23 protein-coding genes and 1 pseudogene are annotated in these 23,828 nt (G+C 64.6%); 9 read left to right on the top strand and 15 right to left on the bottom strand.

Annotated features, from left to right (window positions below; genetic code table 11):
- Nucleotides 1–5 precede the first annotated feature (5 nt).
- Nucleotides 6–980 carry a 4-hydroxy-3-methylbut-2-enyl diphosphate reductase gene (ispH, locus tag AAFG13_RS31230; protein ID WP_092118785.1) on the bottom strand — a complete coding sequence of 325 codons (975 nt, stop codon included), beginning with the start codon at nucleotides 978–980 and terminating at the stop codon, nucleotides 6–8.
- A gap of 229 nt (nucleotides 981–1,209) precedes the next feature.
- On the opposite strand from ispH, the gene AAFG13_RS31225 reads away from it, so the two are divergent.
- A complete protein-coding gene (locus AAFG13_RS31225; RefSeq protein ID WP_050405544.1) occupies nucleotides 1,210–1,905 on the top strand; it encodes a cell cycle transcriptional regulator TrcR in 696 nt (231 codons plus the stop codon).
- 120 nt (nucleotides 1,906–2,025) lie between these two features.
- Here the strand turns inward: AAFG13_RS31225 and AAFG13_RS31220 are convergent, their stop codons facing one another.
- From AAFG13_RS31220 to AAFG13_RS31205, 4 genes are all read right to left on the bottom strand, one after another.
- Nucleotides 2,026–3,141 carry an acyltransferase gene (locus tag AAFG13_RS31220; RefSeq protein ID WP_342709183.1) on the bottom strand — a complete coding sequence of 372 codons (1,116 nt, stop codon included), beginning with the start codon at nucleotides 3,139–3,141 and terminating at the stop codon, nucleotides 2,026–2,028.
- Between the two features lie 105 nt (nucleotides 3,142–3,246).
- Nucleotides 3,247–3,519, bottom strand: coding sequence for a hypothetical protein (locus tag AAFG13_RS31215; RefSeq protein WP_194458312.1), 273 nt, complete (start codon nucleotides 3,517–3,519; stop codon nucleotides 3,247–3,249).
- 288 nt (nucleotides 3,520–3,807) lie between these two features.
- Entirely contained in the window at nucleotides 3,808–5,718 is a 1,911-nt protein-coding gene (locus AAFG13_RS31210; RefSeq protein ID WP_212314126.1) for a propionyl-CoA synthetase, read from the bottom strand.
- A gap of 123 nt (nucleotides 5,719–5,841) precedes the next feature.
- Nucleotides 5,842–6,624, bottom strand: coding sequence for a hypothetical protein (locus AAFG13_RS31205; RefSeq protein ID WP_212314128.1), 783 nt, complete (start codon nucleotides 6,622–6,624; stop codon nucleotides 5,842–5,844).
- 147 nt (nucleotides 6,625–6,771) lie between these two features.
- Between AAFG13_RS31205 and AAFG13_RS31200 the strand changes: the two genes are divergently transcribed.
- Nucleotides 6,772–8,316: a sodium:proton antiporter gene (locus AAFG13_RS31200; RefSeq protein WP_342709182.1), complete on the top strand. Its 1,545-nt coding sequence runs from the start codon at nucleotides 6,772–6,774 to the stop codon at nucleotides 8,314–8,316.
- 139 nt (nucleotides 8,317–8,455) lie between these two features.
- Here AAFG13_RS31200 and AAFG13_RS31195 read toward each other — a convergent pair whose 3' ends face one another.
- The 4 genes from AAFG13_RS31195 to AAFG13_RS31180 form a co-directional block, all read right to left on the bottom strand.
- Entirely contained in the window at nucleotides 8,456–9,262 is an 807-nt protein-coding gene (locus AAFG13_RS31195; RefSeq protein WP_212314133.1) for a glucose 1-dehydrogenase, read from the bottom strand.
- A gap of 96 nt (nucleotides 9,263–9,358) precedes the next feature.
- Nucleotides 9,359–9,772 carry a DUF1850 domain-containing protein gene (locus AAFG13_RS31190; RefSeq protein ID WP_342709181.1) on the bottom strand — a complete coding sequence of 138 codons (414 nt, stop codon included), beginning with the start codon at nucleotides 9,770–9,772 and terminating at the stop codon, nucleotides 9,359–9,361.
- Entirely contained in the window at nucleotides 9,733–11,841 is a 2,109-nt protein-coding gene (locus AAFG13_RS31185; protein WP_342709180.1) for a TRAP transporter permease, read from the bottom strand. Before AAFG13_RS31185 ends, AAFG13_RS31190 begins: the two co-directional genes overlap by 40 nt.
- A gap of 181 nt (nucleotides 11,842–12,022) precedes the next feature.
- Complete coding sequence (locus AAFG13_RS31180) at nucleotides 12,023–12,970, bottom strand: TAXI family TRAP transporter solute-binding subunit (RefSeq protein WP_342709179.1); 948 nt, start codon at nucleotides 12,968–12,970, stop codon at nucleotides 12,023–12,025.
- A 147-nt stretch (nucleotides 12,971–13,117) separates the two neighbouring features.
- On the opposite strand from AAFG13_RS31180, the pseudogene AAFG13_RS31175 reads away from it, so the two are divergent.
- Nucleotides 13,118–13,745, top strand: a pseudogene (locus AAFG13_RS31175) (hypothetical protein).
- Here the strand turns inward: AAFG13_RS31175 and AAFG13_RS31170 are convergent.
- Complete coding sequence (locus AAFG13_RS31170) at nucleotides 13,664–13,927, bottom strand: hypothetical protein (protein ID WP_342713578.1); 264 nt, start codon at nucleotides 13,925–13,927, stop codon at nucleotides 13,664–13,666. The pseudogene AAFG13_RS31175 and the gene AAFG13_RS31170 overlap by 82 nt on opposite strands.
- Nucleotides 13,928–14,095: 168 nt before the next feature.
- Between AAFG13_RS31170 and AAFG13_RS31165 the strand changes: the two genes are divergently transcribed.
- Complete coding sequence (locus AAFG13_RS31165) at nucleotides 14,096–15,310, top strand: EAL domain-containing response regulator (RefSeq protein ID WP_212314141.1); 1,215 nt, start codon at nucleotides 14,096–14,098, stop codon at nucleotides 15,308–15,310.
- 14 nt (nucleotides 15,311–15,324) lie between these two features.
- Here the strand turns inward: AAFG13_RS31165 and AAFG13_RS31160 are convergent, their stop codons facing one another.
- Nucleotides 15,325–16,227, bottom strand: coding sequence for a CoA ester lyase (locus AAFG13_RS31160; RefSeq protein WP_342709178.1), 903 nt, complete (start codon nucleotides 16,225–16,227; stop codon nucleotides 15,325–15,327).
- Nucleotides 16,228–16,239: 12 nt separating this feature from the next.
- On the bottom strand, nucleotides 16,240–16,719 hold the full coding sequence (locus AAFG13_RS31155; protein ID WP_212314143.1) for a hypothetical protein: 480 nt from the start codon (nucleotides 16,717–16,719) through the stop codon (nucleotides 16,240–16,242).
- Between the two features lie 206 nt (nucleotides 16,720–16,925).
- Here AAFG13_RS31155 and AAFG13_RS31150 point away from each other — a divergent pair, with 206 nt between their 5' ends.
- Nucleotides 16,926–17,225 (top strand): hypothetical protein, encoded by a 300-nt coding sequence (locus AAFG13_RS31150; protein WP_212314144.1) that lies wholly within the window; start codon nucleotides 16,926–16,928, stop codon nucleotides 17,223–17,225.
- Between the two features lie 117 nt (nucleotides 17,226–17,342).
- On the opposite strand, the gene AAFG13_RS31145 is transcribed toward AAFG13_RS31150, so the two are convergent.
- A complete protein-coding gene (locus tag AAFG13_RS31145) occupies nucleotides 17,343–18,539 on the bottom strand; it encodes a hypothetical protein (protein ID WP_342709177.1) in 1,197 nt (398 codons plus the stop codon).
- Between the two features lie 133 nt (nucleotides 18,540–18,672).
- Here AAFG13_RS31145 and AAFG13_RS31140 point away from each other — a divergent pair, with 133 nt between their 5' ends.
- Nucleotides 18,673–18,891, top strand: coding sequence for a hypothetical protein (locus AAFG13_RS31140; RefSeq protein ID WP_342709176.1), 219 nt, complete (start codon nucleotides 18,673–18,675; stop codon nucleotides 18,889–18,891).
- A gap of 15 nt (nucleotides 18,892–18,906) precedes the next feature.
- On the opposite strand, the gene AAFG13_RS31135 is transcribed toward AAFG13_RS31140, so the two are convergent.
- Nucleotides 18,907–19,536, bottom strand: coding sequence for a CoA pyrophosphatase (locus tag AAFG13_RS31135; protein ID WP_342709174.1), 630 nt, complete (start codon nucleotides 19,534–19,536; stop codon nucleotides 18,907–18,909).
- 92 nt (nucleotides 19,537–19,628) lie between these two features.
- On the opposite strand from AAFG13_RS31135, the gene AAFG13_RS31130 reads away from it, so the two are divergent.
- The 3 genes from AAFG13_RS31130 to AAFG13_RS31120 all read left to right on the top strand — a co-directional run bounded on the left by AAFG13_RS31130 (nucleotide 19,629) and on the right by AAFG13_RS31120 (nucleotide 21,484).
- Nucleotides 19,629–20,054, top strand: a complete 426-nt coding sequence (locus AAFG13_RS31130; protein WP_342709173.1) for a PaaI family thioesterase — start codon at nucleotides 19,629–19,631, stop codon at nucleotides 20,052–20,054.
- A gap of 99 nt (nucleotides 20,055–20,153) precedes the next feature.
- Nucleotides 20,154–21,164 carry an aldo/keto reductase gene (locus tag AAFG13_RS31125; protein WP_342709172.1) on the top strand — a complete coding sequence of 337 codons (1,011 nt, stop codon included), beginning with the start codon at nucleotides 20,154–20,156 and terminating at the stop codon, nucleotides 21,162–21,164.
- A gap of 119 nt (nucleotides 21,165–21,283) precedes the next feature.
- Entirely contained in the window at nucleotides 21,284–21,484 is a 201-nt protein-coding gene (locus tag AAFG13_RS31120) for a hypothetical protein (protein ID WP_212314148.1), read from the top strand.
- Between the two features lie 99 nt (nucleotides 21,485–21,583).
- Here AAFG13_RS31120 and katG read toward each other — a convergent pair whose 3' ends face one another.
- Nucleotides 21,584–23,749 carry a catalase/peroxidase HPI gene (katG, locus tag AAFG13_RS31115; protein ID WP_212314149.1) on the bottom strand — a complete coding sequence of 722 codons (2,166 nt, stop codon included), beginning with the start codon at nucleotides 23,747–23,749 and terminating at the stop codon, nucleotides 21,584–21,586.
- Nucleotides 23,750–23,828 lie beyond the last annotated feature (79 nt).

Genomic DNA, 23,828 nt, shown 5'->3' with positions numbered 1-23,828 from the left:
ATGGTCTATTCCGCGGCGGCAGCGTCGGGCCGCAGCGAACGCGGCAGCGGGAAGAACTCGTTCTCTTCCGCGGCCGAGACCGTCTCCACGTGAAGCTCGAAGCGCTCGGCGAAGGCGCCCATGATCTCCTCGACGATCACTTCCGGCGCCGAGGCGCCCGCGGTGATGCCGAGGCTCGTGATGCCTTCGAACCTGCTCCAGTCGATGTCGCTGGCACGTTGTGCAAGCACGGCAATGGGGCAGCCCTCGCGCTCGGCGACCTCGCGCAGGCGCTGCGAGTTCGACGAGTTCGGCGCGCCGACCACGATCAGGGCATCGACAACCGGCGCCACCTTCTTGACCGCCAGCTGGCGGTTGGTGGTGGCGTAGCAGATGTCTTCCTTGTGCGGACCGTTGACGTTCGGGAAGCGCTGCTTGAGCAACGCCACGATCTCCGCGGTGTCGTCGATCGACAGCGTGGTCTGGGTCACGAAAGCGAGGTTGTTGGGGTCCTTCGGCACGAAGGTCTTTGCATCCTCGGCGGTCTCGATCAGGGTCACGGCGCCGACCGGGAGCTGGCCCAGGGTGCCGACCACCTCGGGGTGATGGGAGTGCCCGATCAGGAGGATCTCGCGGCCGCGCTTGAAATGGATCGCCGCTTCGCGGTGGACCTTGGTCACCAGCGGGCAGGTCGCGTCCAGCGAGAAGAAATTGCGGGATTTGGCCTCGGCCGGAACCGACTTGGGAACGCCATGGGCCGAAAACACCACCGGCGCATTGGTATCGTCGGGGATTTCGGCCAATTCCTCGACGAAAATGGCACCTTTGGTCTTCAGGCTGTCGACCACATACTTGTTATGGACGATTTCGTGCCGGACATAGACCGGGGCACCATAAATAGTGAGCGCGCGTTCGACCGTATCGATGGCGCGGACCACCCCGGCGCAAAAGCCGCGGGGGGAACAAAGCACGATTCTAAGATCGGGTTTTTTCGCTGACATCAGGCTGTCTCGGGGCAATCTCGGGACCGAATCACCCCTCGCCGGCGGGCGGGGAACGGCCAGTTAGGATAAGGACTTGGGACTGCTTTCGGGCGCTGTCAAGGCGATTTTGCTGGCCCATTGCGCCATTCCCCCCGGAGGGCTTATATAGGCCCTATAATTCCCGTCATCGCCGATGACTACCAGCTTCGCCTCTACAGAGGTGGGCGAAGCACAAAGGAGATTTGCCATGAGCAACGCACCGCTGATGCCGAAGGCGACTGCCGTGTGGTTGGTCGATAATACCGCCCTGACGTTCGATCAGGTGGCCGATTTCACCAAAATGCACCCCCTGGAGGTGCGTGCCATCGCCGACGGCGACGCCGCCCAGGGCATCAAGGGCATGGACCCGATTTCCAACGGCCAGCTGACCCGCGAGGAGATCGAGCGCGGCGAGCGGGACCAGAATTACCGCCTCAGGCTCCAGGAGAGCAAGGTGGTGCTGCCGACCGCCGCCAAGAAGAAGGGCCCGCGCTACACCCCGGTGTCGCGCCGCCATGAGCGGCCGAGCGCGATCCTCTGGCTGGTGCGCAACCACCCCGAGCTGAAGGACGCCCAGATCATGCGTCTGGTCGGCACGACCAAGACCACGATCGCCAGCGTGCGCGACCGCACCCACTGGAACGCCTCGACCCTGACCCCGATGGACCCGGTGACGCTCGGCCTTTGCTCGCAGATCGAGCTCGATTTCGAGGTGCAGCGCGCCGCCAAGGAGAAGCCGACCACGACCGTCTACGGCGGCGCCACGCTGCTGCCGGCCTCCGAGACCACGCGCAAGGACGAGCTGGACGATCAGCCGATCGAGCGGCACGACGATCTCAATGTCGATGCCGTGTTCGCCAAGCTGAAGACGATCGGCGGCAAGAAGGCCGACGACGAGGAGTAGCCGCCGGCTGCGTTTCTCGAGGACCGGACTACGAAACGCGGCAGGGCAACCCGCCGCGTTTTTGTTTGGGGCATGCGGAGCCTTGATCCCGCAAGAGACGCGCTGGCGGCCCGCCTTCGCTTACCCGAACGAGAAGCGCCGGTGGGCGAAGTCGAGCAGCGGACGTTCGAAATAACGATAACTCAGGGCGCACAGGGCGAACGTCAGCGCGAGCGCGCTGAAGGTCAGCGAGAGGCCGGCGAGGCTCTCGACCGTTCTCGGTTGATGCAGTACGGCGAACAGCAGGTACACGATGACGTGGTGGGTGAGATACGCCGCGTAGGACGTCTTGGCGAAGAAGTTCGCGACCGAACTGCGCAGCAGTGCGAGTTTTGGCGAGCCGCGATTTTCCAGAACGACGAACAGCAGAGAACCGAAGAAGATCTCGACCTGTGTATGCGAGAACGCCACCGACCAGCGCTTCCACCCGAACAGCCACAGCAGGGGAAGCGACATGCTCGACCATTTGAGGATGGCGGCGACGCGTCTGGAGACCTCGGCATCCGGCTTGCGATAGAGGCGCCACCAGGCGATCAGCGCGCCGATCGCAAGCGAATCGATCCTGAATTGCGGCAGCACGTACCAGCCGTAAGCGTCCGGCAGCGCGCTATCGATCAGGCGCCCGATCGGGCAGATCAGGATCGGCACGAGCAGGATCGCGAACAGCCGCTCGGTCGGGATGTTCCGCACCAGCAACGGAAACAGCAGATAAAACTGCTCCTCGATCGCGAGCGACCAGGTTACGGCCAGCCAGAAAGCGCCGTCGGTCTGCGCCTTGGCCATGCCGAAGTTCTGCAAGCCGAACAGGTACAGCCAGCCGGGCACGCCCCTGGTGTCGAACAGATCAGGGCTTAGCGAAAAATACCACCCGACCGCCGCGCAACCGCACATCAGGTAGTAGAGCGGCCAGATGCGAAACGCGCGCCTGCCGTAGAAGGCTGAGTAATACCGTTCGGCCGCCCGGTGGCGCAGCAGAATATCCGTGATGAGATAGCCGGACAGAATGAAGAACAGGTCGACGCCGAAGCGGCCGACATGCAGCAGTTTCCACGGCCAGCCCTGCGGACCGTCCGGCGCGCCGAAATAGTGCCAGATGACGACGATCAGCAGCGCGATCGCGCGCAGCCCGTCGAGCTCTCCGATCCTGTCACGCTCCAACGCGAGCTCGCCTTCCACAAGCACAGGACCAGGTCTCATCCAAAACAGCCGCTCGTGATCGCATGCGGCGAGCCGATATCTTGACGGAATTCGGTCCGGCGGCCGACCACGCATACCTCGCCGGACGGGCGGTGACCATGGCGCCTAGTGGCGGTCCGGATTGTTCATCATGTATTCGCCGAGATCGCGTTGCCGCCGATCGGTGCGGGCTTCGGCATTCTGGCGCTGGACGTCGCGATCCTTGCGGCATGCGACATATTCGGGCGAGCCGACCGCGACCTTGCCGCCAGCCTGGCAGTACTGATCGTCGTCGCCCATGCTCTCCGCGATCGGTGATCGGCCGCGCTCAAGGCAGCCTGCCAGCAGCGGCAGTGCGAGCAGCAAAGCGAGAGGCGCGCGTGCGGAAATGGATCGCATCCGGTGGTCCGTATCTCGTGGCGTATGACAGGGAAGGCCGGGATGACCCGGCAATCCATCAAAATCAAGGCCATTTTGCTTCCGAATGCGCAGGTCTTGTTCCGCGCGTGGCGACCTCAGGCGCGGGAAGTGCCAGCGCTCCCTCGCCCCGCCCTTGCGGGGAGAGGGTTGGGGTGAGGGGCCGCCTCCACAAAATGAATGCAGCGAGTGTGCGGAGACTCCCCCTCACCCGGATCGCATTACCATGCGATCCGGCCTCTCCCCGCAGGCGGGGCGAGGCGACAAGAGCTACGCCTTGCCCTTCAGCGCCTCGCCGATTTCGTCGAGCACCTTGGGATCCTCGATCGTCGCGGGCATGGTCCAGGGCTCGTCGTCGGCGATCTTCTTGATGGTGCCACGCAGGATCTTACCGGAGCGGGTCTTCGGCAGCCGCGCCACGGTGATCGCGAGCTTGAACGCGGCGACCGGCCCGAGCTTCTCGCGCACCAGCGCCACGACCTCCTTCTCGACCTGATCCGGTGTCTTGGTGACGCCGGCCTTCAGCACCAGGAAGCCGCACGGCACCTCGCCCTTGATCGCATCCTTGACGCCGAGCACCGCGCATTCGGCGACATCGGGATGCGAGGCGAGGATCTCCTCCATGCCGCCGGTGGAGAGCCGGTGGCCGGCGACATTGATGATGTCGTCGGTGCGGCCCATCACCCAGACATAGCCGTCCCCATCCTTATAGCCGGCGTCCGAGGTCTTGTAGTAGCCGGGGAATTCCGAGAGATAGGCGTCCCTGAAGCGATCGTCCTGCTGCCACAGCGTCGGCAGGCAGGCCGGCGGCATCGGCAGCTTGATCACGATCGAGCCCATGGTGCCCGCGGGCACCGGCTTCGCCGCCTCGTCGACGATGTCGACCTGATAGCCCGGCATCGGCACCGTCGGCGAGCCGTGCTTGACCGGCAACTGGCCGAGCCCCACCGGATTGCCGGCAATGCACCAGCCGGTCTCGGTCTGCCACCAGTGATCGATCACCGGCACCTTGAGCTGCTGCTCCGCCCACTCCACCGTCGGCGGATCGGCGCGCTCACCGGCGAGGAACAGCGTGCGGAAGCGCGACAGGTCGTAGCTCCTCAGCAGCTTGCCCTCGGGGTCTTCCTTCTTGATCGCACGGAATGCGGTCGGCGCCGTGAAAAAGGCGACCGCCTTGTGCTCGCTGATCACGCGCCAGAACGCGCCGGCATCCGGCGTACCGACCGGCTTGCCCTCATACATGATCGTGGTCGCGCCGTGGATCAGCGGGCCATAGACGATGTAGGAGTGGCCAACCACCCAGCCGATGTCGGAGCCGCACCACCAGATCTCGCCGGGCTTCACGCCGTAGAGATTGTGCATCGACCATTTCAGCGCCACCAGATGCCCGCCATTGTCGCGCACCACGCCCTTCGGGATTCCGGTCGTGCCCGACGTGTAGAGGATGTAGAGCGGATCGGTCGCGGCGACCGGCACGCAGGGCGCGGCCTTGCCGGCGTCGAACGCAGCGCGGCGCAGCGTCGCCCAGTCGTGGTCGCGGCCCGCGGTGAGCTCGCAGGCCTGCTGCGGCCGCTGCAGGATGATGCAGGTGTCGGGCTTGGCGCCGGCGAGGCGGATCGCTTCGTCGAGCAGCGGCTTGTACTGCACGATACGCCCGGGCTCGATGCCACAGCTCGCCGAGAAGATCAGCTTCGGCTTGGCGTCGTCGATGCGGGTCGCGAGCTCCTTGGCCGCGAAGCCGCCGAACACCACGCTGTGCACCGCGCCGATCCGCGCGCAGGCGAGCATCGCGACGACAGCCTCCGGCACCATCGGCATATAGAGGATGACGCGATCGCCCTTGGCCACGCCGAAATCCTGCATGACCGCGGCCAGCGTCTGCACCTCCGTCAGAAGCTCGGAATAGGTGAATTTGGTGATCGAGTTGGTGAGCGGGGAATCGTGGATCAGAGCGACCTGGCCGGCGCGGCCGCCGGCGACATGGCGATCCAGCGCATTGTAGCAGGTGTTGACCACGGCGCCGGCGAACCAGCGTCCATAGGCGCCCATGGACGGATCGAAGACTTTCTTCGCCGGCTCGATCCAGTCGATCTCGCGCGCCGCTTCCGCCCAAAAACCCTCGGGGTCTCGAAGCGAGCGGGCATACACCTCATGATACCGGCTCTGCTGCTGGACGTTCATTGCGCTTCTCCCTCGCCTCCATCGTCGTGTCGAGCATGACGGATATGGATGGTTGGCTCTCTTTGGCGGTCATTGTCATGGGCGCGGCCGATAATTCAAGCCGTAAACTTACCGACGTTAGCACTAGTAGCCGTCGACCCCGTTGATCTGCCGCAACCGCTCGCGCATCGCCTTTTGCAGGTCATAGTCCGGCTTGCCGAATTCCGCGTTGCGGCGGGCGACGAACTGATCCTGCGCGCGCTGCAGCTCGCGCGCCTGGCGCGGGTCCTGCGCCTCGCGCACCGTGCGGAAAGTCGATGCGCCGATCTCGCGATCGAGATCGGCGAGCGCCGGATTGGCGCAGATCGCCTTCTCCACCGGCCGGCGCGCCTTGCGGCAATCGAAGCTCGGCTTGCCTGCCACCGCCATCATGGCGCCGATCCTCTCGAGCTCCAGCGACAACGACTTGTAGTTGGCCTTGGCGGCGGCGTGATCGGGGTTGAGCTTGACGGCGGCGCCGAAATCCATGATCGCCTTCGGCCGGTCACCCTTGCGGCGCCACAGCTCGCCGCGCGCATTGTGGGCGTCGGCAAGCGATGGATCGAGCCGGAGCACGGTGTCATAATCCGCGATCGCGCGGTCGATCATCTGCTTGCGGTCATAGGCGCTCGCGCGCGCCATCAGCGCCCTGATTCGATCCGGCTTGGCCGCCTTCTCATTGTCGATCAGCGCGCCGCAGGCATCGACGGTCTTGTCGTCATCCGTTGCCGCAGCCGCAGCGATGCAGGGTCCGGCATCGGCCTGCACATCCTTGCCGGGCTCGCTGCTGGCCGCGCGCGCAACGCCTGATGTCAGCGCGCCTGACAGGCAAGCGCACAGCAGCGCCAGAGCCAGATTGAAGGCAAGATTCGCAGAGTTGCGTCGCATCCCGATCGCCGACAAGACATCCCTCTCCCGCGCCCGCACCACCGACCTCTGATGTCCGGCAGCGCGCCATTTGCCGCAAAACCACACGCTGGATTATACGTCAATTGCGACGATCGGCTGCACTTGGAGCCGTACTTGGGGGTTCGCGTGCTGACATTCGAATGGATCATCGGCTTGTTGCTCGCGGCGGTGGCGCTGTCGGCGCTGGCCCGGCGGATCAAGGTGCCTTACCCGACCTTTCTTGCGCTCGGCGGCGTGCTGCTGACCCTGCTGCCATGGGCCCCGACCTGGGCCCTGGAACCGAAACTGGCGCTGGCGCTGTTCGTCGCACCAGTGCTGCTCGATGCCGCCTACGACACCTCGCTGCGCGATCTCCGCAACAACTGGCTGCCGGTCTCGACGCTGGTGGTGGTCGCGGTCGGCGTCACGACGGCGGCCGTCGCGGTGGTCGCGCACTGGCTGCGCCCGGACATGCCCTGGCCGGTCGCGATCGCGCTCGGTGCCATCGTGGCCCCGCCCGACGCGGCCGCGGCCACCGCGATCCTGCGCCAGGTCAACCTGCCCTACCGGATCCAGAAGATCCTCGAAGGCGAAAGCCTGCTCAACGATGCCACTTCGCTGTTGATCTATCGCGTCGCGGTCGGCCTGGTCGCCGCCGAGCACATGAAGATCCGCGAATTCGTGCCGTCGATCACGGTCGCGCTGGTCGGCAGCCTCGCCGCCGGATACCTGTTCGCACGGGTATGGATGATGATCACCCGCCGCATCACCGAGGCGCCGAGCGCGATCATCACGCAATTCGGCGGCACCTTCATGGTGTGGATCGTCGCCGAGCACCTCGGGCTGTCCGGTATCCTCACCATCATCGCCTATGCGATCACCATCGCCCGCACCGCGCCGGCCCGCACCTCGGCGCGGCTGCGCGTGTCGTCCTATGCGGTGTGGGAGACCGTCGTGTTCGTGCTCAACGTGCTCGCCTTCATGCTGATCGGCCTGCAATTGCGCCCGATCTGGTCGGAGCTCGACGACGAGGTGCGCTGGAAATATTGCAGCTTTGCCGCCGCGATCCTCGCCGTCGTGATCCTTGCCCGCATCCTCTGGGTGATGCCCTACGGCGCGCTGCTGCGCACGCTGAAGGCGCGCAATTGGCTGCCCACCCATGTGGTGGAGGCAGTGCCGACCCTGAAGCGCGGCTTCATCGTGTCGTGGTGCGGCATGCGCGGCATCGTTACGCTGGCGGCCGCGTTCGCGCTGCCCGAGTATTTTCCATATCGCGATCTGATCCAGCTGACGGCGTTTGCCGTGGTGCTGGGTTCGCTCGTGATCCAGGGGCTGACCCTGCGGCCGCTGATCCTGGCGTTGAATTTCGATGACGACGATCCGGTCGGGCGCGAGGCGGCCCATGCCCGCGGCGTGGTCTTTCGCGCAGCGCTCGAGGAGATCGACGCCGACCCGTCGGAAGAAGCCGAGATCCTCCGGCTCGAATATCGCGCCGTGCTCATGCATGCCGAGAACGACCCCGACGGTGGCCTGACCTCGCGCGAGCTCCCGTCGGATCCGATACGCCGCCGCGCCATCGCGGCCGCGCGTCAGGCGCTGCTCAATCTACGCCGCACCGAGACCATCGGCGACGACGCATTCCATCTGGTCGAGGAGGAGCTCGACCGCGCCGAGCTCAGCGTCGAGGCGTAGTTCCTTCAGCGACCTCTCAAGCACCCGACTTCGAGGTTACGCCGCACCGAGACCATCGGCGACGACGCATTCCATCTGGTCGAGGAGGAGCTCGACCGCGCCGAGCTCAGCGTCGAGGCGTAGTTCCTTCAGCGACCTCTCAAGCACCCGACTTCGAGGTGATGCCGCCGTCGACCACGAGCTCGATGCCGGTGACATATTTCGATTCGTCCGACGCCAGGAACAGCGCGGCATTGGCGACGTCCCAGGCGTCGCCCATGTGCCCCATCGGCACCTGCGCGTCGCGGGCGCGCCACATCGCCTCCACATCGCCCTTGGCGTAGCTCTGCGCCAGCCCCGCCGAATGTTCGACCATCGGCGTCTTCATCAATCCCGGCAGGATCGCGTTGACGCGCACATGCTTGGAGGCGAACTCGACCGCGGTCGAGCGCGTCATCTGGTTCATCGCCGCCTTGCTCGCATTGTAGCTGACATAGGAAATGCCGACATGGCGGATCGAGGCGATCGACGAGATGTTGATGATCGAGCCGCCGCCCTGCTTGATCATGACCGGAATGACGTGCTTCATCGAGAGATAGGCGCTCTTGAGGTTGACCGCGAAGACGCGGTCCCAGTCGGCTTCCGCGACTTCCACCACGCTGCCGACCTCAGCGATGCCGACATTGTTGTCGAGCACGTCGATGCGGCCATAGGTCTTCAGGCAGGCCGCGATCATCGCCTCGACCTCGCTGGCGCGCGAGACATCGGCGGTGAATGCGGCCGCCTTGCCGCCTTCGCCGGTGATGATCTTGACCGTCTCCTCGGCCGCCGCACCGTTGCGATCGACGCAGAACACGCTGGCGCCCTCGCGCGCGAAGGTGACGGCGGTCGCCTTGCCATTGCCCCAGCCGGGCCCGATCGAGCCCGCGCCGACCACCATCGCAACCTTGCCCTTGAGCCGGTCCATCGTTCGTTCTCCCGCTTGTTGTTGTCATTGTAGCCCGGATGGAGCGAAGCGAAATCCGGGAACACTGGCCCCGGATTACGCTTCGCTCCATCCGGGCTACGGATCGCGACACACACTCATCGTCGTGACATTAGCACCGATCGGATGTCCGAAAATCTCCGATAGCGTCTGGCAGCTTCCCGCATTGCACAGGTGCCATTCACCCGCGGCGCCGGAATTGCCTAGCACGACCTCGGGCCTGGGCACCGGCGGCGGCGACCATTGAAACCAACCGCCAGTGAGGCGCGCTTCCGGCGGCGGCTCCATGCCGGCGCCAGTGCCCTTGATGCGCGCCTGCTGCAGCGTCAGGCCGGCCGGCGTGACCAGCCAGTCTTCCTGCCAGGCGGTCTTCTCGATCGAATGCGTCCAGGCCAGCGTGAAGGCTGCGATCGACAGCGTCTTCACGACACCCGCGGATGCAAGGCAGAGGCTCAAGCCGCCGCCACCGCGTTGCGCGGACGCTGCCGCCATTGCCAAAGCACGACAGCGGCCGCGAGCGTGAATCCCGCCGTGTCCGAGAACTGGAAATCGCCGAGCAGGCAGAGCGCGGCGCCGAAGGCGACCACGATCTCGATCAAGGTCAGCCGCGTAAACAGGAAGCCGATCGCGACGATGCCGAACAACCCGATCGCCACCAGCGCCTTGAAGGTCGCCAGCGCCACCGCCCCATAGAACCCGAGTTGCGCAGCCGTCGGATCATTGCCTTGCAGCATCAGCGCCGGCGAATAGACGAAGATGAAGGGAATGACGTAGCCGGCAAGCGCGATCCGCATCGCCTCCCAGCCGATCTTGTCCGGATTCTCCTTGGCGATCGGTGCCGCCGCCAGTGCCGCCAGCGCGACCGGCGGCGAGAGGTCGGCCATGATGCCGTAGTAGAACGCAAACATGTGGCTTGCGATCAGCGGCACGCCGAGCTTGGCCAGCGCAGGTGCGGCGAGCGCCGCGGTGATGATGTAGGTCGGGATCGTCGGGATGCCGGTGCCGAGCAGGATCGACAGCAGCATGGTCATGATCAGCGCCAGGAACAGGCTCTTGGCGCCGAGCCCGATGATCCAGCTGCCGAAGATGGTGCCGACGCCGGTCTGCGTCATCATGCCGATGATGGTGCCGACGATGGCGCAGGCCATGCCGACGGTCAGCGCCGACTTGGCGCTGTCGGCGAGCGAGTCACGGCAGGCTCGGAGCGTGGCGCGGCCACCGCGGGTGATCGCCGCGATCACGATCAATCCTGCGACGACGCTGGCGACCGGAACGATCTCGAGCCCGTGGCGCGAGACCGCGGCAACCACCAGCGCGAGGCCGATCCAGAAGATGTAGCGCACGACGGTGTTGGAGAAGCCGAGCGTGATGCTGGCGCCGAGGATCAGCGCGACCGTCAACGCGAGCCCCATACTGCCGGCATAGAGCGGCGTGAAGCCCTCGAACAGCATGTAGACCAGCGCCGCGAGCGGCAAGACGAGATACCAGCGGGCGACCAGCGCCTTCCAGGCGCTCGGGATCTCGGAGCGCTTCATGCCGACGAGGCCATGCTTGCCGGCTTCCAGATGCACCATCCAGAACGCCGAGGCGAAATACAGGATCGCCGGAATCACGGCGGCCTTGACGATCTCCGAATAGGGAACGCCAAGCGTCTCGGCCATGATGAAGGCGACCGCGCCCATCACCGGCGGCATGATCTGGCCGCCCATCGAGGCGGTGGCCTCGACACCGGCGGCGAACGCGCGGCGATAGCCGAACTTGATCATCAAGGGAATCGTGAACTGGCCGACGGTGACGACGTTGGCGACGCCGGAGCCTGAGATCGTGCCCATCATGCCCGAGGCGAACACCGCGACCTTGGCCGGTCCGCCGCGGGTGCGGCCGAACAGGCCGAGCGAGACGTCGGTGAACAGCTGGATCATGCCGGCACGTTCCAGGAATGAGCCGAACAGGATGAACAGGAAGATGTAGGTTGCCGAGACATAGATCGGCACACCATAGAAGCCTTCGGTGCCGAATGAGAGATGGGTGACGATCTGGTCGAAGTCATAGCCGCGATGGTTGAACGGCGACGGCAGATATTGTCCGAAGAACCAGTAGAGCAGACAGGCACCGCACATCAGCGGCAGCGCCGCCCCCATCAGCCGCCGCGTGCCCTCGAAGATCAGGGTCGCGAGCAGCGTGCCGACCGCAAGGTCCATGTTGGTCGGATCGCCGTCGCGGGCGATCAGGTCGGCATAGAAGATCCACTGATAGAGCCCGCAGAGGAAGCCGGCGGCGCCGACGATCCAGCTCACCGCGCGGCCGAAATCGGTCCTGGCGGTGAAATTGCCGATCAGGCCGAAGGTCAGGAGGATCAGGAAGCCGACATGGACGCCGCGCACCACCTGGCTCGGCAAATAATTGAAGGCCGCGACATAGAGCTGGAACACCGCAAAGGCGAGACCGATGGCATAGGCCAGATGCCCCCAGGCGCCCGGACCGAAACCTTCCGGAAAACCATGTTCGAAATTGTCGAACTCAACCTTGATGGGCTGCTCGCCCGCAACCTGCTGCTGCATATGATTAGTCCCCCGCCGTGCCCGCGACGCTTATAGCCACCTGGCTTCTGTCCCGAAACCGGGAAAAATCGGGCCGCCGTCATTGCGAGCGAAGCGAAGCAATCCATCCCTCGGCGCGTTGAGAGATGGATTGCTTCGTCGCTTTGCTCCTCGCAATGACGGTGGTTAGTCCGGCCCTCTCCTACTTGATCAGGCCCTTTTCCTTGTAATAGCGGATCGCGCCGGGATGCAGCGGCACCGGGCTGCCGGTCGCGGCGGCCGCCAGCTTGATCTCCTTGCCCGCGGCGTGGGCATTGGCGAGCTCCGGCAGCGATTCGTAGATCAGCTTGGTCATCTGATAGGCCAGATCGTCCGACACCGCGCTCGAGGTGACGAGGTAGTTCACAACGGCAGCGGTCGGCACGTCCTTGTCCTGGCCGGTATAGGTGTTGGCCGGAATGATCACGGAGACGAAGGGCGGGCCGATCTTGTCGACGGTCTCCTTCGGCACGGCGACCACGGTGATGTCGCTGGAGGTCGAGAGGTCCTTCAGCGAGGCGACGCCGAGGCCGGCGGACTGCAGCGTGGCGTTGAGCTGGCGGTTCTTCATCAGGTCGACCGATTCGGCGAACGGCAGATACTCGACCTTGCCGAGATCCTTGTAGCTCATGCCGGCGGCCGCGAGGATCGCGCGCGAGTTGAGCTCGGTGCCGGATTTCGGCGCGCCGACCGACAGGCTCTTGCCCTTGAGATCGGCGAGCGTCTTGATGCCGCTTTCGGCGGTGGCGACGATCTGGATGTAGTTCGGATAGATCGCGCCGATGGTGCGCAGCTTGTCGAGCTTGTTCTTGAAGCCGGCCTCGGCGTCGCCTTCCCAGGCGGCCTTCAGCGAATCGCCGAGCGTGAAGGCGATCTCGCCCCTGCCCTGCTGCAGCAGCACAAGGTTCTCCACCGAGGCCTTGGTCGCCTGCACCTGGGTCTTCACATCGGGGATCTTGTCGCCGTAGATCTTCCCGATCGCGACGCCGAGCGGATAGTAGACGCCCGAGGTGCCGCCGGTGAGCACGTTAATGAACTGCTGGGCCTGTGCGACAGGCGCGGACAAAACACTGGCGGCCACGATCGCGGCAGCCATCAACCTTGAATTCATGAGTATTATTCTCCCCTAAGCCGGGCCGGAAATTGGCCGCACGCCCCTGCCGGGTCAACCCATCCAAATGACGCATGCAGGGCCGAAATCCCTGCTAGCAGCACCACTTTACCTGCACGGGAACTCTGCGCGCGCCGCCGGGTTGAGATGCGCAATCTCGCCGCGAGGTATCACTTGCAGCCGTCCGGGACGCCTGTTGAGCGCGCGCTTGACGCGTTGAACTTCTTCCTCGCCGACGTGCGGGACGGGCTCGGCCCTTATCTGGCGATCTATCTTCTGACCGAACGGAGGTGGGACGAGGCCTCGATCGGGTCGGTGATGTCGATCACGGCGATCGCCGGGATCGTGGCACGTTACATGACCGGCGATCCGGCTTTCGCGTGCGGCTGACCTGCAAGCCGCTGTTGATCTTCTCGGTCTCGACCGTGATCTGTCATTTTGCCAATGCGGCGATGCTGCCATCGGTCGGACAGAAGCTCGCATTGGTCAATCGCAACCTTGGGACGTTGCTGATGTCGACCTGCATCATTGCGGCGCAGCTGGTGACGGGGCCGGTCACGATGCTGGTCGGACGCAAGGTCGACGCCTGGGACCGCGAGCCGATCTTTGTTGTGGCGGCTTCGTCATCGTCCACGCGGGCTACAGCGCCGCATTTCTGTTCCTTGCGGCCGTCGCTTGTGCCGGGCTGATCGGCTACTGCGCGTTGATGCCGGAGACGTTGCGAACGGCAACGACGACATCACGCAGGACTGCATTGGCATCGCAGAACGGATGATCTGATTCGCGGTTGGTGCGCGGCGGCAACTCGATTTGATGTCCGACAATGGTGCAATTCCGCATCGGCATCGACCCGACACCACAGTCATTAACGTCGTCTCGCGATGACACACGCGCGCAATGTTTCCGGTGCGGTGCAAAGTCAGACACAATTGCTCTCATGAACGCCAGATGACGCATTTGTTGCGCCTGTAACCGCGACAAGACGCGGCGATTCCGGGATCATTTGAGTCGAATTGAATCCTTTAAGGTTAGCGAACCAATCAATGTATGAACCAGAAATTTCCATGATTGCCGCCGCTCATGGATGTACGAGTCAGGCCGGGGTAATTACGGATAAGGCGGGGCATGAACCACATCAGTCACATCGGACAAACGCGAGCCGGCTGGTTCGGACATCGCAAGCTGACCCCACGCGCATGCATTGCGGACAGCAAAAAACACCTTCGGACCTTCCTCGCAGAGGCGCTGGAAGACCTCGGCTTCATCACCAGCGAATGCGGCCAGGCCCTGGAACTCGACACCGTGCTGGACGCGGAACGGCCCGATCTTCTGGTGCTCGGCGTGTCCGTGGACGGCATCGAAGTCAGTAAAATTCTCGAGACTTTGGTGAGAAAGGACTACGGCGGCAAGGTCCTTGTCATCGGCCAACCGGACTCCATCATCGTGAAAGCGGTCCGGCAGATCGGCGATGAGTACGGTATCGCCATGCTGCCGGCCCTCTCCACCCCGTTCAGCGCCGGAACCCTTCGTGACAGTCTTGCGTCATTGATGCCGCTCGAGCCCGCACCGAGCCCGGCAGTGGATGTGCCCGAAGCGCTGAAGGCCGGCTGGCTTGAGCTGTGGTATCAGCAGAAAATTCATCTCCGGACATTGGTTCCGAGCGGCGCCGAGGCGCTGATCCGGATGCGCCATCCCGCATGGGGCGTCGTGCCGCCTGCCTACTTCATCCCCGACGAAAGCGATCCGCATTTTCATGCGCTGTCCGAGTTCGTGATCGCGCGCGCCATCGAAGACTGGCGCTATCTGCTCGAACAGATCGGACCGGTCGATCTCTCGATCAACCTGCCGATCTCGTTTCTCGCCGACGATGCTGCGGTGCGCGAGCTTTGTTACCGGATTCCGGATCATGCCGCCTTCGCCGGCCTGCTGATCGAGATCGACAGCGCCGAGGTGGTCGACAATCTCGATTTGGCGATCGATGTCGCCCGGCGCGTTCGCCTGCACAATATCGGCATCTCGATCGACAATGTCGGCGCGAACTGGCCATCCTTGCTGGGATTGCCGAACTTTCCGTTCGTCCAGCTGAAGGTCGACCATCAATACGTCACTGGATGCGCGGATCAGCGCCTCAAGCAGACAGTGTGCCGGCGTATCGTCGAGCTCGCACACGACGCCGGCGCGCAGGTTATTGCGCAGGGGGTCGAGACGCGCGCGGACTTTCTTGCCGCGCACGAGATGGATTTCGATCAGGTCCAGGGCTACCTGTTCGGCAAGCCGATGGGCGTCAAGAAGTTCGCCCGCTCGCGCATGCACTTCTCGGAGAAACAGCCGGCGTCCTGAGGCATGGCCTCCGGTCAGGCTTGACCGTTGTGATCGATCGCGCGCAGCGCCTCGCCCCGCGCGATCAGGCGCTTTGCGTTGGAATAGGTCGGGACTTCCAGCAGCGAGCCGTCAAGTTCGACACGCCCGAGGCCCTGTGCCCGCGCCGCTTCGAACGCAGCTACGATCCTGGCCGCCTGGCGCAACTCATCCACGCTCGGCGTGAGCACGCCGTTGACGATGACGGCATGCGCAGGATCGACCAGGCTCTTTGCGGTGTAACCCAGCCGTCGGGCCCAGATCGTGTCGCGTTCGACGCCCGCAGCGTCGCTCCAGGTGTAGGGACAATCGACCGCGACGACATTGGCGGCGCGACATTCGACGATGAAGCGCTGGCGCGCATAAGCGAGCTCCAGGCCATCGCTGCCGCGCTCGGCGCCGAGATCGGCGGCGAGGTCTTCAGCGGCCATCAGGCAACCGATGGTACGCCGGCTCGCCACAGCGATCGCGCCGGTCTGCACCAGGCCGCGCGCGAACTCGATGTTCGGTAACAGCGACGTTGATCCCTCGGCGATGCCATAGTCGCGCTCGAACCGTGTCACCGCCTCGTCGAGTCTCGCGACATGGTGCGGCTCGGCGACCTTCGGCAGCGCGACGATGTCAGGATGGCCGCGCATCACGGCGGCAAGATCGTCCATGCCGTCCTGGTCCAACGGATTGACGCGGACAGCGACCACCACGCCGTGGTTGCGCCAGGCCGCGTAGAGCTCGGCCGCCAGCGCCCGCGCCTTCGGGCGCAGCGGCGGCGGGGTGAAGTCCTCGAGCTCGTGGATCAGCACGTCGGCGCCGCTGGCGGCCGCGCCTTGCAGGACCGCCTCGTTGGCGCCTTCGAGAAACAGCCAGGAGCGGCACAGCGGGGCCGGGCGCAGCTTGCGCATCACGCACAGCCGTCACTGAAACGTCATGTCGAGGCATTTCGAGATGTCGGAGCCGAGACCGGACGAGATGGTGATGCAGCCGCGGATCTTCTGGGTGTTGGTATCGCTGGCCCAGATCGCATAGCCGCCCGGACCGAAGAACGAATTGGTGTTCGGCGGCTCGGTCTCGGTGGCGTCGAACGTGTAATTGCCATCGGTCTCGAAGATGCGCGGCTTCTTGGTGCAGCCGCCGTCGGCCTGCACGTTGATGACTTCCTTGTTGTCCCGCGTCAGCGCCAGCGAGACCTGGCAGCGGAAATATTCGGAGGTCTTGGCGTTGAACAGATAGGCATAGGACTTACAGGTCGACGTGTTGAGCTTGCCGGCCGACAGGCCGCGGCTGCAGGAGATCCGCTGGTTGTTGGAGAGCTTGAACTGGTCCGCCTGCGCGACTGACGCCAGCGCCATGAACGACAGAGCGACACCGATACCGATCTTCATGACGTGGTTCATCCCGATCATCCCCAGGTAGTGTTTCCGGCAATCGAAGCGTTTGTAAACGGTAACGCGAAGATAGTCGCCAAGCTTGATGCGGGAAATCACAAAGTCGCTGATGGACGATAGCGGTCGCGCCGATTGTCGTATTGACGCGCAAATGCCGTTCGTGATTTGTTCAAGAACGTGGGGACGACGCCGTTTTTCTCGGCCGGAGGTGGATCATGACGCATTTTTTGACCAAGACCTTTATTGCGACTGCGGCGCTTGCGGCGCTGACGACATGCGCATTCGCGCAGGAGGCTGCTCCCTGGGAGCTGAAGACCGACATGGGCTACGCCTATGACAAGGACGGCAAGACCTGGGCCTACAAGATGGGGACCAGCAATGCCAACACACTGCTGAAGGGCGCCAAGAAGGTGCCGAAGGGGACGCTGTTCTTCATCGGCCACAACGGCCAGCTCTACATGCGCTCCGGGCCCTATCTCGAGGGCGACGGCAAGTTCATGTTCGGCTCGAATTAGAGCGTTTTCGAGCGAAGTGGACGCCGGTTCACGTGAAGAAAACGCGTCGAGAGAAGGTCTAGAGCTTCGGTTCTGATTCAATCAGAACCGACAATGCTCTGATGTCTTCGATAGACCTCAGAACGCCGCGGCCAATTCCCTCGCGCCGGGCTTGTTGCTGTTGGAATCCATTCGCTCGTTGGTGATGGCGAGCAGCTTGGCCACGGTGTTGTGACGGATCGCGACCGGATTGCGTTCGTAGCCGGAGCGCTGGAAGAAATTCGTGGTCGGCACCTGCTCGCGCATCGCCTGCGGCATGGTCACCATGTCGAGCCCGGTGCCGTCGCCGGTCAGGTTCATCATCTCGAGCTCGGCCGCGGTCAGCGGCCTGGTGTAGCCCTTGTTGCGCGCGAAGATCACCGAGGTCAGCAGCTTGTGGGTCTGCAGCATCGGGCCGATATCGATGTCGAGCACCATGGCGTGACACGCCCAGCCCTGCGGCGTATCGGCCAGGCGCTGATGCGCCGACCAGTCGTCGGGCACGGTCAGCGTGAACGCAACCATCTTCTTCAGCACCGCGAGCTTGTGCTCCATCGCCTTGCGCGCCGGCCCCTGTGTCGCCGCCACCCGCGCGGTCAGATCCCGCACGAATTCATGGCCCTGCTCGGCCAGGAGCTCGACGGTGTTGGTGGTGAGCAACTGGTTGTAGCCCATCGCGGTGGAGATGGCGCGCTTGCCGCCGTGCTCGATGCCGGCCTGCACGTCGTAATTGCCGGTGCCGCCGGTCTCGAACGAATAGACCCGCACCGCCTGCTCCGGCGTCAGCCCCGCCGCTCGCGCGTAGCGGGCATAGGCGCGCTTGAACTCGACCTCGCTCGACGGCCGCTGCGGCGTGAACTGGAATTGTTCGGCCGCCGCCCTCACCAGATCCGAGACCACCGGAATGGTTTTGGGCGGACGCGGCGGCTTGCCGCCCTCTTCTTCCGGCGCCGGGTTGACCGGCCGCTTCGGGCCCTCATAGACCGGCGGCTGCTGCAGCACGTAATCGTCCAGCGAAATCTGCACGCGGTCGCGGCGCTTGGCGTTGCGGCCACGCCGCTTGTCGGCGATCGCGCTCCAATAGGCGCTGGCGTCCTGCTCGAAGGCGGCTCGCGCCTCCTCGTATTCCTGCAGCTTGCGGCGATATTCCATGATCGCCTGCGGCGAGGCCTGCGCCATCGCATTGGCGACGGACGGCGGCAACGTATCGGCCTCGCCGGCCAATACAGACGGCGCGCTGGCGGCGAGCGCGAGCGCGACAAATCCAGGAACGAGGCGAATCAATTGCGGGCGCATGGCCTCGTTGTAGCAAGCGCCGCCGCGAAGTCAGCCCGGAAATGTCCGGAGCGCAAGCGGCCGGATGCCGCGATCAGGTCCAGAATTTTCGCCACAATGCGGTGTTCTCCGGTGAAACGCCGTGGAGATTGCGATGAGAATGGCACTCTGGCTCGCCGCCGCCGCGCTGACGCTCGCCACACCTGCGCACGCCGAGCGTCCGGATTGCGGATCGTTTCCGGATACGCGCTCACGGTTCTCCTGTTACGAGAATGTGTCGTGGGCGCCGCCGGAACCCGAGAGCGCAACGCATCCGCCTGTTGCGCAAGAGAAGGTAACGAAGATGAACGCCCGCAAGCGGCGTCACAAATAGCCGCATCGTTGCGGCCTACTTCCATGCGAACACCGGCTGCTCGAGATCGGCGACGCGGGTGTTGCGGCCGGCGAGCACCTCACGGAACTGATAGATCAGCGCGGCGGTCGGCGCATGGATCTGCTGGCCGCCGAGCCGGAAGCGGATCACGCGCCGCGCGCTCTCCGGGATCGTGACGAAGGTGAATGCATCGTCGAGCTCGATCGCCTCAAGGCCGATGCGATGGACGGACGCAACCTCGTCCGGGTTCGGCGCGATCGCCGCATGCGCGCCCGCCCAGACCACGACCGGTGTGATCAGATAGCCGGACCGCGTCGGATAGTCGTCGAGCATGCCGAGCACATCGCGTTCGGACAGCGCCAGCCCAAGCTCCTCGTGCAGCTCGCGCAGCGCGGCCTGGGGCTGCGTTTCGCCGGCGTCGCAGCGTCCACCCGGCAGCGCCCATTGCGCGCTATGGGCGCGCAGGCGCGCGCTGCGGCGGGTCAGTAGGAAGGCGGTGCCGTTGCCGTCATCACCTTCAGTCAGCGCAATCGCGACCGCCGCGCGCTTCAGCGTCGGCGCGGCATCGGCCGGCGCGAGGCGCGCGAACGCGGCGCAGAGCTCTGCGATATTCCGCCGGGTGGCATCGTCAAATGTGCGGGCCATGGAGCTTGACTACAACACAACAGCGTTTGATGAAATGAGCGGAACGACATGCCTCCTGCGATCAATCATTTGCAAGCAAGGGATCCCTCCTCATGACAGCCAAGGCCGCGGACAAACTCAAATCCGACGGCTGGAAGATCGCCGACACCACGGGTTTCCTGACGCTGATCGGCCCGTTGTGGGAGCGATTGAAGGACGGTGCGGTCGAACTCGCGCTGATCACCGAAGACAAGCACCACAACCGTCGCGGCCTGGTGCAGGGCGGCGTGATCATGACCTTCGCCGACCGCGCCTGCGGCATGGCCGCGCGCTTCGTCTCGGGCAAGCCGACGCTTGCGACGGTGCAGCTCGACACCCATTTCGTCGAGGCCGGCAAGATCGGCGAGATCCTGACGACGCGGCCGCGCGTGGTACGCTCGACCCGCAGCCTGATCTTCATCACGGCCGAGGTGACCGTCGACAAGCGCTGCATCGCGATGGCCAATGGTGTGTTCAAGATCCTGAAGAACGAGAGTTGATCCTGTCATTCCGGGGCGATGCGCAGCATCGAGCCCGGAATCCCGATGTGCCGGGTCTGGTCCTTCGGGACATCCCGGAATGCCCCGGAGGAACGATCGATGCAATATCGCCAGCTCGGCCGCAGCGGCCTGAAGGTTTCGCCGATCTGCTTGGGCACCATGATGTTCGGCGGACCGACCGACGAAGCGACCTCGTCGCGGATCGTGGCGAAGGCGCGCGAGGCCGGCATCAACTTCATCGACAGCGCCGACGCCTATAATGGCGGCAAGTCCGAGGAGGTCGTGGGACGCGCGATCTCGAACAGCCGGTCGAACTGGGTGCTCGCGACCAAGCTCGCCAACCCGATCGGCGACGATCCCAACCATGGCGGGCTGTCGCGGCGCTGGGTGTTCCAGGCCGCAGACGAAAGCCTGAAGCGGCTCGGCACCGACTACATCGACGTCTACTACCTGCACAAGGAAGACCACGCGACGCCGCTCGACGAGACGGTGCGCGCGATGGGCGACCTGATCCGCGCCGGCAAGGTGCGCTATTTCGGCGTCTCCAACTACCGCGCCTGGCGCGTCGCCGAGATCTGCAACATCTGCGACCGGCTCGGCATCGACCGTCCCGTCGCGAGCCAGCCCTATTACAATGCGATGAACCGGATGCCGGAGGTCGAGCATTTCCCGGCCTGCGCCTATTACGGCCTCGGCATCGTGCCCTACAGCCCGCTGGCGCGCGGCGTGCTGACCGGCAAATACGCACCCGATGCCGCGCCACCTGCCGACACGCGCGCCGGCCGCAACGACAAGCGCATGATGCAGACCGAGTGGCGGCCGGAATCGCTGCAGCTCGCGCAGGAAATCAAGTGCCACGCCGAGAGCCACGGCATCACCGCCGGACAGTTCGCCGTGTCGTGGGTGCTGAACTCGTCGTTCGTCAGCGCGGTCATTGCGGGACCGCGCACCGAAGCGCAATGGGACGATTACATCCGCGCGCTCGATTATCGCTTCACCGCCGAGGACGAAGCCCTGATCGACCGCCTCGTCGTCGCCGGCCATCCCTCGACGCCGGGCTTCAACGATCCCGCCTATCCGATCGAGGGGCGTCGGGCGCGGACCGGATAGCGTCCAGCCTTCGGTACTTCGCTCGGCCACGCCGAAGTCACGTTTCGTAGCTTCCGAATTGCGCAAGCGTCGCACAGGCTGCACCATCAGCGCATGGAAATGCTGATGCTGGTGCTGCAATGATGGCATCCAATGTACTGGACTGGATCGTGGCTCTCCTGGTGTGCTGGGCGAGCCTGACCGCGATCTTCGAACCTTCGCGCGGGGCCTTGCAGTGCGATGCTCCCATCGTGATGAGCAGCGCGGCGCAATCGCCACCGGCGATTCCGACGCAGGCGGAGTTCGAGGAGATGATCCGGGACATGAAGCTGCACGACTGAGCAAAGCTGCGGAAAGCCTTTCGTCTTCCAAATTGCGTCCCCGAAATGAAACAGGGCGGCGCCGAAGCGCCGCCCTGATTGCCGTTGCGTACCGGTCGCTTACTTCGCGAGGTCGAAGCGATCGGCGTTCATCACCTTGGCCCAGGCCGCGACGAAGTCGTTCACGAACTGCTCCTTGGCATCCGACGAGCCGTAGACTTCGGCGAACGCGCGCAGCTGCGAGTGCGAGCCGAAGATCAGGTCGACGCGGGTGCCGGTCCACTTCACCGCCTTGGTCTTGCGGTCGCGGCCCTCATAGACGCCCTGGCCGGCATCGCTCCACACCGTGCCCATGTCGAGCAGGTTGAGGAAGAAGTCGTTGGTCAGCGTCCCCGGCTTGCCGGTGAAGACGCCGTGCTTCGACTTCTTGGCATTGGCGCCGAGCACGCGCAGGCCGCCGACGAGGACCGTCAATTCCGGTCCGGTCAGCCGCAGGAGCTGCGCACGGTCGACCAATGCCTCCTCGGGCTGCAGGAACTGATGCTTGCCGCTGATGTAGTTGCGGAAGCCGTCAGCCCGCGGCTCGAGCGGAGCGAACGATTCGACGTCGGTCTGATCCTGCGTCGCATCGGTGCGGCCCGGCGTGAAGGGGACCTTCACAATGGTGCCGCCGTCCTTCGCCGCCTTCTCGATCGCAGCCGCGCCGCCAAGCACGATCAGATCGGCGAGCGAGACCTTCTTGCCGAACTCTTTCTGGATGGCTTCGAGCTTGGACAGCACACCCTTGAGCTGGGCCGGCTCGTTGACATCCCAGTCCTTCTGCGGAGCAAGACGGATGCGCGCGCCGTTGGCGCCGCCGCGCTTGTCGGAGCCGCGGAACGTGGAGGCCGAAGCCCAGGCAGTCGACACCAGTTCGGAGACCGAGAGACCCGAGGCTGTTATCTTCGCCTTGAGCGCCTCGATATCCTTGTCGTCGATCACAGCGTGATCGAGCGCCGGCACCGGATCCTGCCAGATCAACGTCTCCTTCGGCACCAGCGGGCCGAGGTAGCGCGCGATCGGACCCATGTCGCGGTGCGTGAGCTTGAACCAGGCGCGGGCGAAGGCGTCCGCGAACTGATCCGGATGCTCATAGAACCGGCGCGAGATCTTCTCGTAGGCCGGATCGAAGCGCAGCGACAGGTCGGTGGTCAGCATGGTCGGGACATGCTTCTTCGACGAATCGAACGCGTCCGGAATCACGGCGTCCGCGCCCTTTGCCTTCCACTGTTTCGCACCCGCCGGGCTCTTCGTCAGCTCCCATTCGTACTTGAACAGGTTCTCGAAGAAGTGGTTGCTCCACCTGGTCGGGGTCTGGGTCCAGGTCACCTCGGGACCGCCGGTGATCGCGTCAGCGCCGACGCCGGTGCCGAACTTGCTCTTCCACCCCAAGCCCTGATCCTCGATCGCGCCACCTTCCGGCTCCGGACCGACCAACGACGGATCGCCCGCACCGTGGGTCTTGCCGAAGGTGTGGCCACCGGCGATCAGCGCAACCGTCTCCTCGTCGTTCATCGCCATGCGGAAGAACGTCTCGCGGATGTCCTTCGCGGCGGCAACCGGGTCCGGATTGCCGTTCGGGCCTTCCGGGTTGACGTAGATCAGGCCCATCTGCACCGCGCCGAGCGGCTCGGAGAGCTGGCGCTCGCCGCTGTAGCGCTCGTCGCCGAGCCAGGTGCCTTCCGGACCCCAGTACAGTTCTTCCGGCTCCCACACGTCGGCGCGGCCACCGGCAAACCCGAACGTCTTGAAGCCCATCGATTCCAGCGCGACGTTGCCGGCGAGGACCATCAGGTCGGCCCAGGAGATCTTGCGGCCGTATTTCTGCTTGATCGGCCACAGCAGCCGGCGCGCCTTGTCGAGGTTGGCGTTATCGGGCCAGCTGTTGAGCGGGGCGAAACGCTGCTGACCGGCACCGGCGCCGCCACGGCCGTCGGTGATACGATAGGTACCCGCCGAGTGCCAGGCCATGCGGATCATCAGGCCACCGTAATGGCCGAAGTCGGCCGGCCACCATTCCTGCGACGTCGTCATCAGGGCCGTGAGGTCCTTGATCACGGCGTTGAGATCGAGGGACTTGAATTCCTTGGCGTAGTCGAAGCCCTTGCCCATCGGATCGGACAGGTTGGAATTGTGATGCAGCACCTGAACGTCGAGCGTCTCCGGCCACCAGTCGCGATTCGCGTGCCCGCGGGGCCCGCCCGTGAATGGGCATTTGCCCGCGCCGTCGTCGGTTTTTGCGTCCATGTTTCTTCTCCGAGGTGATGGATTCTGGAATGCGCTGGAGCTCTTCCAAGAATGATTCTACGCGCCCCAATCCATCAGG

This window comes from Bradyrhizobium sp. B124, from assembly GCF_038967635.1.
GTDB lineage: Bacteria > Pseudomonadota > Alphaproteobacteria > Rhizobiales > Xanthobacteraceae > Bradyrhizobium.
The sequence above is the reverse complement of the archived record's forward strand: the minus strand, read 5'-3'. Positions and strand labels throughout refer to the sequence as shown.

Excerpts from the sequence above, each read along its gene's own strand:
- AAFG13_RS31165 (WP_212314141.1), top strand. The coding sequence starts at position 14,096 with ATGAACCACATCAGTCACATCGGACAAACGCGAGCCGGCTGGTTCGGA.
- AAFG13_RS31180 (WP_342709179.1), bottom strand. The coding sequence starts at position 12,970 with ATGAATTCAAGGTTGATGGCTGCCGCGATCGTGGCCGCCAGTGTTTTG.
- AAFG13_RS31225 (WP_050405544.1), top strand. The coding sequence starts at position 1,210 with ATGAGCAACGCACCGCTGATGCCGAAGGCGACTGCCGTGTGGTTGGTC.
- AAFG13_RS31195 (WP_212314133.1), bottom strand. The coding sequence starts at position 9,262 with ATGGACCGGCTCAAGGGCAAGGTTGCGATGGTGGTCGGCGCGGGCTCG.
- AAFG13_RS31150 (WP_212314144.1), top strand. The coding sequence starts at position 16,926 with ATGACGCATTTTTTGACCAAGACCTTTATTGCGACTGCGGCGCTTGCG.
- AAFG13_RS31160 (WP_342709178.1), bottom strand. The coding sequence starts at position 16,227 with ATGCGCAAGCTGCGCCCGGCCCCGCTGTGCCGCTCCTGGCTGTTTCTC.
- AAFG13_RS31155 (WP_212314143.1), bottom strand. The coding sequence starts at position 16,719 with ATGAACCACGTCATGAAGATCGGTATCGGTGTCGCTCTGTCGTTCATG.
- AAFG13_RS31185 (WP_342709180.1), bottom strand. The coding sequence starts at position 11,841 with ATGCAGCAGCAGGTTGCGGGCGAGCAGCCCATCAAGGTTGAGTTCGAC.
- AAFG13_RS31210 (WP_212314126.1), bottom strand. The coding sequence starts at position 5,718 with ATGAACGTCCAGCAGCAGAGCCGGTATCATGAGGTGTATGCCCGCTCG.
- AAFG13_RS31220 (WP_342709183.1), bottom strand. The coding sequence starts at position 3,141 with ATGAGACCTGGTCCTGTGCTTGTGGAAGGCGAGCTCGCGTTGGAGCGT.
- AAFG13_RS31130 (WP_342709173.1), top strand. The coding sequence starts at position 19,629 with ATGACAGCCAAGGCCGCGGACAAACTCAAATCCGACGGCTGGAAGATC.
- ispH (WP_092118785.1), bottom strand. The coding sequence starts at position 980 with ATGTCAGCGAAAAAACCCGATCTTAGAATCGTGCTTTGTTCCCCCCGC.
- AAFG13_RS31135 (WP_342709174.1), bottom strand. The coding sequence starts at position 19,536 with ATGGCCCGCACATTTGACGATGCCACCCGGCGGAATATCGCAGAGCTC.
- AAFG13_RS31170 (WP_342713578.1), bottom strand. The coding sequence starts at position 13,927 with ATGCGTCATCTGGCGTTCATGAGAGCAATTGTGTCTGACTTTGCACCG.
- AAFG13_RS31125 (WP_342709172.1), top strand. The coding sequence starts at position 20,154 with ATGCAATATCGCCAGCTCGGCCGCAGCGGCCTGAAGGTTTCGCCGATC.
- AAFG13_RS31145 (WP_342709177.1), bottom strand. The coding sequence starts at position 18,539 with ATGCGCCCGCAATTGATTCGCCTCGTTCCTGGATTTGTCGCGCTCGCG.
- katG (WP_212314149.1), bottom strand. The coding sequence starts at position 23,749 with ATGGACGCAAAAACCGACGACGGCGCGGGCAAATGCCCATTCACGGGC.
- AAFG13_RS31120 (WP_212314148.1), top strand. The coding sequence starts at position 21,284 with ATGATGGCATCCAATGTACTGGACTGGATCGTGGCTCTCCTGGTGTGC.
- AAFG13_RS31215 (WP_194458312.1), bottom strand. The coding sequence starts at position 3,519 with ATGCGATCCATTTCCGCACGCGCGCCTCTCGCTTTGCTGCTCGCACTG.
- AAFG13_RS31205 (WP_212314128.1), bottom strand. The coding sequence starts at position 6,624 with ATGCGACGCAACTCTGCGAATCTTGCCTTCAATCTGGCTCTGGCGCTG.
- AAFG13_RS31140 (WP_342709176.1), top strand. The coding sequence starts at position 18,673 with ATGAGAATGGCACTCTGGCTCGCCGCCGCCGCGCTGACGCTCGCCACA.
- AAFG13_RS31190 (WP_342709181.1), bottom strand. The coding sequence starts at position 9,772 with ATGGCGGCAGCGTCCGCGCAACGCGGTGGCGGCGGCTTGAGCCTCTGC.